The following is a 6,888-nucleotide window of genomic DNA, read 5'->3' on the forward strand; positions in this document are numbered from 1 at the left end:
GGCTGGTGCTGCTGGGCTCCGTGCTGGTCCTGCTCGTCCTCGGCGGGGCGGGACCCGCGTCGGCGCACGCCGCCCTCAAAGGCACCGACCCCGACGACGGAGCCGTCCTCAAGTCGGCCCCCCGCCACATCACCCTGACCTTCACCGAGTCCGTCGGCCTGCTCGACGACTCCCTCCGCGTCCTCGACCCCGACAACCGGCGGGTACACACCGGCGAGGCACGGCACGCCGAGGGCCGCTCCGACACCGCCTCCGTGACGCTGCCGGAGAACCTCGCCGAGGGCACGTACGTGGTGGCCTGGCGGGTCGTCTCGGCGGACAGCCACCCGGTGGGCGGCGCGTTCACCTTCTCCGTCGGCAAACCCTCCGCGACCGTCGCCACGGTGGGCACCGGCCCCACCGAGAACCCGGCGACCAGGAGCCTGTTCAACATCGCCCGCTATCTCGCCTACCTGGCCGTCGCGCTGCTCATCGGCGCGGCCGCCTTCGTGGCCCTGTGCCGGCCGGCGGACCGCGGGCCGCTGCGCAGGCCGCTGGTGGCGGGCTGGTGGACCCTGCTGGGCACCGCCGTGGTCCTGCTGGTGCTGCGCGCCCCGTACGAGAACGGCACGGCCCCCGCGACCGCCTTCGACGCCGACGCCTTCGGCCGCACCCTCACGGGCCGTCCGGGGCTCCTCCTGCTCGCGCGGATCGCCCTGCTGCTGGTCGTCGCCGTGTTCGCGGTGCGCCTGCGCAAACGTACCCAGTGGTCGCGGCCGGTACTGGCCGCCGGTGCCGTTCTGGCCGTGGCGCTGGCCCTCACCTGGGCCGCCGCCGAGCATGCGTCGGCCGGTGTCCAGGTGCCGCTCGCGATCGCGTCCACGGTGCTGCACCTGCTGGCGATGGCCCTGTGGCTGGGCGGCCTCGTGGCGCTGCTGATCCTGCTGCGCCGCACCGAACTGCCCGCTGCGGCCGTCGCCCGCTTCTCCCGTGTCGCCTTCACCTGTGTGACCGTCCTGGTCGTCACCGGCGTCTACCAGTCCTGGCGCGGCCTCGGCTCCTTCGCCGAGCTCACCGGGACGACGTACGGCAGGCTGCTGCTCGCCAAACTGGCGGCCGTGGTGCTGCTGCTGGCCGCCGCGGGGCTCTCGCGGCGGTGGACGGCGCGGCTGGTGGGCGCGGACGCGCGGACGGTCGTACGGGAGCGGGTGCCCGAGCCGGTGGGCGGGCCGCCGTCCGCCGCCGCGGAGGAACCCGCCGGGCCCGCGGGCGGGGACGACGGGCGCCGCAATCTGCGTCGCTCCGTCCTCGCCGAAGTGGCCGTGGGCGTCGTGGTGCTGGTCATCACGACGGTCCTCGGCGGCACGCTCCCGGGCCGCGCCGCGGCCGAGGCCGCCGAGCGGCCGGCGACGGCGGGCGGGCTGCCCGTCGCGTCCGTCACCGACGTGCCCTTCGACGTGGGCACCCCGAACGGCCGCGGGAGGGTGCAGATCACCATCGACCCGGGACGGGTGGGCGACAACTCCGTGCAGGCGGTGGTCTTCGGCCCCGACGGCGGCATCGTCGCCGTCCCCGAGGTCCGCCTCTCCCTCAGCCTCCCGGACCAGAAGGTCGGGCCGCTCGACGCCAAGCTGAAGAACCTGGGCGGCTACTGGGGCACCAGCGACCTCACGCTGCCGATCGCGGGCACCTGGACCATGAACGTCACGGTCCGCACGACCGACATCGACCAGGTGACGGTGCGCAAGGACGTGCGCATCCAGTAAGGCACCTTACGTAGCCGTATGTTCGGGTCCTCGAACGCAACGATCACAAGTGTGTCGGTTACGTTTCCACAAAGCTCTAGGGCAGCTATTGACCGATGACCGGATATGGGGCTGTTATTACCGCCACGATGTTCGGTCGAGTTGATTTCTGGTCGGTTTCGACTTCTTTCGACATGGCGCAGCTGTGACCGAAACCCTGCCCTCAGGAGCCGTTATGTCAGACCTCTCCCCTTCGGGTCTCCCCACTCCCAGTGAGCTCCCCTCCCCCTCCCGGCGCAGCCTGCTGCGCGGAGTGGGCGGCGCCGCCCTCCTGGCCGGCGCCGGTGTGCCTCTGCTGAGCGCCTGCGGCGGCAGCGGCAGTTCGTCCGACCCCAAGACCGTCAGCCTCGGCTCCAACGGCTCGGACGCGGTGCCGAAGAAGGCGTACGCGTCCGTCTTCGACCAGTTCAAGAAGCAGTCGGGCATCACCGTCAAGGTCAACACGAAGGACCACAACACCTTCCAGGAGCAGATCAACTCGTATCTGCAGGGCACGCCGGACGACGTGTTCACCTGGTTCGCCGGCTACCGCATGCAGTTCTTCGCGGCCAAGAAGCTCGCCTCGCCGATCGACGACGTGTGGGAGAAGATCGGCGGCAACTTCCCCGACGCGATGAAGCAGCTCAGCAAGGGCGAGGACGGCAAGTACTACTTCGTGCCGCTGACCACGTATCCCTGGGCGGTCTTCTACCGCAAGAGCGTCTTCCAGCAGCACGGCTACGAAGTCCCCACCACGTGGGACAAGTTCGTCGCCCTGTGCAAGCAGATGAAGAAGGACGGCCTGGTCCCGATCGCCTTCGGCGACAAGGACGCCTGGCCGGCGATGGGCACCTTCGACCAGATCAACTTCCGCCTCAACGGCTACGACTTCCACAAGTCGTTGATGGAGGGCAAGGCCTCCTGGACCGACGCCAAGGTCAAGGCCGTCTTCGACCACTGGACCGAGATCCTGCCCTACCACCAGGACGGCTTCATGGGCCGCACCTGGCAGGACGCCGCGCAGGGCGTGGTGGCGAAGAAGTCCGGCATGTACGTCCTCGGCTCCTTCGTGGCCCAGCAGTTCACCAACAAGGCCGACCTCGACGACCTCGACTTCTTCGCCTTCCCGGAGATCAACTCCGCCTACGGCCAGGACACCGTCGAGGCACCCACCGACGGCTTCATGGTCAGCAAGTCCCCGAAGAACCACGACGGTGCCGTGAAGCTCATGGAGTACCTCGGCTCCCCGGCGGCCGAGGAGCTCTACCTCAAGACCGACCCGAGCGTGGTCGCCGCCTCCAACAAGGCCAGCACCGCGTCCTACTCCCCGCTGCAGAAGAAGGCGTTCGAGATGATCGGCAACGCCAAGAACCTCACGCAGTTCATGGACCGCGACTCGCGCCCGGACTTCACCTCCACGGTGATGCAGCCCAGCCTGCAGAAGTTCCTGCAGAACCCGAAGGGCATCGACAGTCTGCTGTCCTCGATCGAGCGTCAGAAGAAGACGATCTTCGCGTCCTCCTGAGCCGAGCGACTGACAGTGACCACCGACACGAACATGAAGAGCCCGGAGGCGGCAGCCGTGCCGCCTCCGGGCCGTGCGCCCGACGACAAGCGGGTACCGCGGGGGCGCAAGCGCCTGCTGACCCGCCGCGACCGCATCACGCTCGCCTTCATGGCGGGCGTGCCCACGGTCCTGCACGTGGCCCTCGTCTGGGTCACCGCCATCGCCTCGATCCTCCTGGCCTTCACCAGCTGGGACGGGATCGGCTTCGACTCCATCAAGTGGGTGGGGCTGGACAACTTCCAGCAACTGTTCAGCGACAACCCGCAGTTCTGGCCCGCCGTCGAGCACAACATCATCTGGTTCGTCGTGCTCATCCTGATCCCGACGCCGATGGGCCTGTTCCTCGCGGTCCAGCTGGACAAGCGGATCCGCTTCACCCGCATCTACCAGACCGCGTTCTTCCTGCCGGTCGTGGTCTCGCTCGCGGTCACCGGCTTCGTCTGGCAGCTCGTGTACAACCCGGACACCGGCCTGATCAACAGCATCATCGGGGCCAACAAGCCCGGCCACTACATCGACTGGATCGGCGATCCCCACCTGAACCTGTGGGCCGTCCTGGTCGCCGCCTCCTGGCGGCACACCGGCTACATGATGATCCTCTACCTGGCCGGCCTGAAGGGCGTCGACCCGTCCCTGCGGGAGGCCTCGGCGCTGGACGGCGCCAATGAGTGGCAGACGTTCAGGAGCGTCATCTTCCCGACGCTGCGCCCGACCAACACGGTCGTCCTGGTGGTCACCATCATCGAGGCGCTGCGCGCCTTCGACCTGGTGTTCGTCTTCAACAAGGGCGCCCAGGGCACCGAGTTGCTGTCGATCCTGATCACCAACAACATCATCGGCGAGTCCAGCCGGATCGGTTACGGCTCCGCGATCGCCGTCGTCCTGCTGGTCATCTCGCTCGCGGTCATCATCCCGTATCTGATCGCCACCTTCCGGAAGGAGCGGCAGGCATGAGCACCGCCGACGCTGTGGCCAAGCAGCGCACGCCCGTCCGCCCCGCCCGGATCCTGCTGCACGTCTTCCTCGTCGTCACGTCGCTTGCCTGGCTCGCCCCGCTGCTGTGGGCGATCTTCGCGGCGCTGCGCCCGTACTCGGAGACCAGCGACAAGGGCTATGTCTCCTGGCCGGACAAGCTGAACTTCGACAACTTCAAGAACGCGTTCGAGCAGTCGGACATGATGCACTACTTCGTCAACACGCTGATCATCGCGGTCCCGGCCGTGCTGCTCACGCTGCTGTTGTCGTCGATGGTCGCGTTCTACGTCAGCCGCTTCGACTTCCGGCTCAACATCTTCCTGCTGCTGGTGTTCACCGCGGGCAACCTGCTGCCGCAGCAGGTCATCATCACCCCGCTGTACCGGATGTACCTGCTGATCGACCTGCCGGGCGTCACGGCCAGCGGCAAGCTCTACGACTCCGCGCTCGGCCTGGTCCTCATCCACGTGGCGTTCCAGTCCGGCTTCTGCGCCTTCGTGCTGAGCAACTACATGCGCATGCTGCCGCACGAGCTGACCGAGGCGGCCCTCGTCGACGGTGCCTCGGTGTGGCGGATGTACTGGCAGATCGTGCTGCCGCTGTGCAAGCCGGCGATGGCGGCCCTCGCGACGCTGCTGTCCATCTGGATCTACAACGACTTCTTCTGGGCCATCGTCCTGATCTCCACCGGCGAGAACATGCCGATCACCTCGGCCCTGAACAACCTCTCCGGCCAGTACTTCACCGACCCCAACCTGGTCGCGGCGGGCGCCCTGCTCACCGCGATCCCGACCCTGATCGTCTACTTCGTGCTGCAGCGCCAGTTCGTCAGCGGCCTGACCCTGGGAGCCAACAAGGGCTGAGCCACGCCCTCGGCAGTCGTACGGGATCCGCCGCGGGGGTACCCGGTGACGGAACCGAAGCACCCCCTGCCGAGGTCGCCGAGGTGAGCGTCATGCACGGGGTGAGCGTGCGCCGACTGCGCACGGCCCGGGAGGGCAGACGGTTCACCGAGCCGGAGCGGCACGGCAAATGGCTGCTCGCGCACACCGGCGGCCCCACCCTGCTGCTGCACTTCGGCATGACGGGCCGACTGCTCTGCGCGGACCCCGAGGACGCGGTCGAGCCCCACGACCGCGTCCTGTTCTCCCTCGGCGCCCGGCACCAGCTCCGCTACCGCGACCAGCGCAAACTCCGCGGACTGTGGCTGGCCGAGACCGACGCCGAGATCGTCGGACTGCTCGCCGACCAGGGCCCGGACGCCATGACGGTCGGCCGCGAGGAGTTCGAGACCGCGCTGCGCACGCATCGGGGCAGCCTCAAGACCACCCTCACCGACCAGTCCGTCCTGGCCGGCCCGGGCAATCTGCTCGCCGACGAGATCCTGTGGCGCACCCGCCTGCATCCGGGCATCCGCGCGAGCGACGTCACCGCATCCGACCGCCGTCGCCTGCACACGGAGATGCGCCGGACCCTGCGCAGCTCGGTCCGCGCGGGCCTCGTCCCGCCACGTCCCTCCTGGCTCACCGGTCACCGGGACGACCCCGACCCGAGCTGCCCCCGCTGCGGCACCCCACTCCGCCGCACCTGCATGTCGGGCCGTACGGCGGTGGGGTGCCCGCACTGCCAGAGGGCTCCTCGCGGGACGCCGGGACGCCGGGACGCCGTGACGCCGTGACGCCGTGACGCCGGGACGCCGGGACGCCGGGACGTCGTGACACCGGGACGCTGGGACGCCGTGCGCCCCGGCGGTCCTAGGCCACTCGGGTCCGTGTCACGTGTCCGCCCGGAGCGGCGCCGCCCCGGGGCTCGTCGAGCGAAAAGGTCTCGTCCTCCCCGAAGTCCGGGGCCCGGAAGGGGTCGGTCGTCGGAGGCGGCGAGGCCGCGGCGGTGCTGGGGCGCCCTTCCAGGGCGGAGAACAGCGAGGTCGGATCGATGAGAGGGCTCCCTCGGTTTTCAGGTCCCCGAGGGGCCTGGCGTGCCGTGACCGGGCACGGCGGTTCTACAGCTTGGTCATCTTGGTGTACGGGCTCAGGACCCGCATCTGCGACGACCCGAAATCGACGAGCACCGCGATTCCGTCCTCGATCCCGACGACCCGGCCGAGGCCGTGGACGTCGTGAGTGACCCGGTCGCCCGTGGCGAAGTGCTTGGGGTCGGGCGTGACCGGGGCCTTGAAGGGGCTGGTGGGCAAGTGACGCTTCGGTGCGGCAGGTCTTGTCATCGCCCCCAGTATGCGCCTACGGAGGGCCCTGGGGCAGCCTCGTCCATCCTCGAACCCCTTTCCCGCACGATCCGGGCCCGTGCGGTCGGGCGGTTCGGTCTCATCGGAGCCCGAACCGCCCGTACCCTTCGAGGTGTCTACGGCGTCACATAGCGGGCGCCAAACACTGGAGGCCATACCCCGTGCTGATTGCTCAGCGTCCGTCATTGACCGAAGAGGTCGTCGACGAGTTCCGCTCCCGGTTCGTGATCGAGCCGCTGGAGCCGGGCTTCGGCTACACCCTCGGCAACTCCCTTCGCCGCACGCTCCTCTCCTCGATCCCGGGTGCGGCCGTCACCAGCGTCCGTGTCGACGGCGTT

At 69.0% G+C, this 6,888-nt stretch carries 6 protein-coding genes and 1 pseudogene; 6 read left to right on the forward strand and 1 reads right to left on the reverse strand.

From position 1 onward, the window contains the following. Window positions 1-5: 5 nt before the first annotated feature. The 5 genes from MQN93_RS14520 (at window position 6) to MQN93_RS14540 (ending at window position 5,983) form a co-directional block, all read left to right on the forward strand. Window positions 6-1,745, forward strand: coding sequence for a copper resistance CopC/CopD family protein (locus tag MQN93_RS14520; RefSeq protein WP_242709782.1), 1,740 nt, complete (start codon window positions 6-8; stop codon window positions 1,743-1,745). A gap of 214 nt (window positions 1,746-1,959) precedes the next feature. Then, complete coding sequence (locus tag MQN93_RS14525) at window positions 1,960-3,288, forward strand: ABC transporter substrate-binding protein (RefSeq protein ID WP_016436910.1); 1,329 nt, start codon at window positions 1,960-1,962, stop codon at window positions 3,286-3,288. Between the two features lie 33 nt (window positions 3,289-3,321). Then, window positions 3,322-4,284: a carbohydrate ABC transporter permease gene (locus MQN93_RS14530; protein WP_278190794.1), complete on the forward strand. Its 963-nt coding sequence runs from the start codon at window positions 3,322-3,324 to the stop codon at window positions 4,282-4,284. After that, a complete protein-coding gene (locus MQN93_RS14535) occupies window positions 4,281-5,168 on the forward strand; it encodes a carbohydrate ABC transporter permease (protein ID WP_242709783.1) in 888 nt (295 codons plus the stop codon). Before MQN93_RS14530 ends, MQN93_RS14535 begins: the two co-directional genes overlap by 4 nt. Before the next feature lie 92 nt (window positions 5,169-5,260). Then, entirely contained in the window at window positions 5,261-5,983 is a 723-nt protein-coding gene (locus tag MQN93_RS14540) for a DNA-formamidopyrimidine glycosylase family protein (protein ID WP_242709784.1), read from the forward strand. A gap of 324 nt (window positions 5,984-6,307) precedes the next feature. Here the strand turns inward: MQN93_RS14540 and MQN93_RS14545 are convergent, their stop codons facing one another. Continuing rightward, window positions 6,308-6,529, reverse strand: coding sequence for a hypothetical protein (locus MQN93_RS14545; RefSeq protein WP_016436906.1), 222 nt, complete (start codon window positions 6,527-6,529; stop codon window positions 6,308-6,310). A gap of 182 nt (window positions 6,530-6,711) precedes the next feature. On the opposite strand from MQN93_RS14545, the pseudogene MQN93_RS14550 reads away from it, so the two are divergent. Continuing rightward, a pseudogene (locus MQN93_RS14550) lies at window positions 6,712-6,888 on the forward strand (DNA-directed RNA polymerase subunit alpha); the annotation flags it as partial.

It is taken from the genome of Streptomyces spinosisporus, from assembly GCF_022698145.1.
Lineage (GTDB): Bacteria > Actinomycetota > Actinomycetes > Streptomycetales > Streptomycetaceae > Streptomyces > Streptomyces spinosisporus.

Coding starts and splice junctions, on each gene's coding strand:
- MQN93_RS14540 (WP_242709784.1), top strand. CDS start 5,261: ATGCACGGGGTGAGCGTGCGCCGACTGCGCACGGCCCGGGAGGGCAGA.
- MQN93_RS14530 (WP_278190794.1), top strand. CDS start 3,322: ATGAAGAGCCCGGAGGCGGCAGCCGTGCCGCCTCCGGGCCGTGCGCCC.
- MQN93_RS14535 (WP_242709783.1), top strand. CDS start 4,281: ATGAGCACCGCCGACGCTGTGGCCAAGCAGCGCACGCCCGTCCGCCCC.
- MQN93_RS14545 (WP_016436906.1), bottom strand. CDS start 6,529: ATGACAAGACCTGCCGCACCGAAGCGTCACTTGCCCACCAGCCCCTTC.
- MQN93_RS14525 (WP_016436910.1), top strand. CDS start 1,960: ATGTCAGACCTCTCCCCTTCGGGTCTCCCCACTCCCAGTGAGCTCCCC.